1 protein-coding gene is annotated in these 1,051 nt (G+C 70.9%); it reads left to right on the forward strand.

Translation table 11 applies throughout. The features are described from left to right. Positions 1 to 54: 54 nt before the first annotated feature. Positions 55 to 1,051 (forward strand): DegT/DnrJ/EryC1/StrS family aminotransferase (locus FNH05_RS37650; protein ID WP_144593580.1); only part of this gene is annotated, 997 nt, incomplete at its 3' end.

Raw genomic sequence — 1,051 nt, forward strand, 5'->3', positions numbered from 1 at the left:
GGCTCAAGGCGATCCACAGTGGACCGAGCCGAACGCGGCCAAGGGAGGAAACTCATGACCGCACTCGCCATCGACGGGGGCCATCCGGTCCGGACCACCCCGCTGCCCGGCTGGCCGTCCTTCGACGCGGCCCAGATCGCCGCGGCAGGCGACGTGCTGGCCTCGGGTCAGGTGAACTACTGGACCGGCGGGCACGGCCGGGCCTTCGAGCGCGAGTTCGCCGCGGCCGCGGGCGCGCTGTACGCGGTCGCGCTGTCCAGCGGCACGGTGGCGCTGGAACTGGCGCTGGCCGCCCTCGGCGTGGGCCCCGGCGACGAGGTCATCGTGCCCGCGGCGACCTTCATCGGCACCGCCTCCGCGGTGGTGCGCTGCGGCGCGAAACCGGTGGTGGCCGATGTGGACCTGCACACCCTTTGTGTGACAAGGGAAACGGTGGAACCGGCGATCTCGCCGCGCACCAGGGCGCTGGTCGTCGTCCACCTCGCCGGGCATCCCGCGGAGCTGAACCCGCTGCTGCAGCTGGCGAAGGAACACGACCTCCGCCTGGTCGAGGACTGCGCGCAGGCCCACGGCGCCCGGTACTTCGGGCAACCGGTGGGCAGCTTCGGCGACATCGCGGCCTGGTCGTTCCGCCACGACAAGGTCATCACGACCGCGGGCGAGGGGGGCGCGATCACCACCTCCCACCTCGCCCTGTGGCGGTACTGCTGGGAATTCAAGGACCACGGCAAGAACGTGGCGACGGTGCAGCAGGGCCAGCAGGGCCAGGGATTCCGCTGGCTGCACGACAATTTCGGCACCAATGCCAAGATGACGGAGGTCCAGGCCGCGGTGGGGAGGCTGCAGCTGGGCAGGCTCGACGAGTGGGTCAAGCAGCGTCAGATGAACGCGGCGATCCTGCTCGACGCCCTGCGCGACCTGCCCTCGGTCCGCGCGGAGGACCCGCCCGCCCACGTCGAACACGCCTATCAGCGCTTTCATGCCTTCGTGAAGCCGGAACAGCTGGCCCGCGGCTGGGATCGCGACCGGATCGTGGAGGCCATCATCGCCG

Origin of the sequence: Amycolatopsis rhizosphaerae, from assembly GCF_007713715.1 — a bacterium.
GTDB lineage: Bacteria > Actinomycetota > Actinomycetes > Mycobacteriales > Pseudonocardiaceae > Amycolatopsis_E > Amycolatopsis_E rhizosphaerae.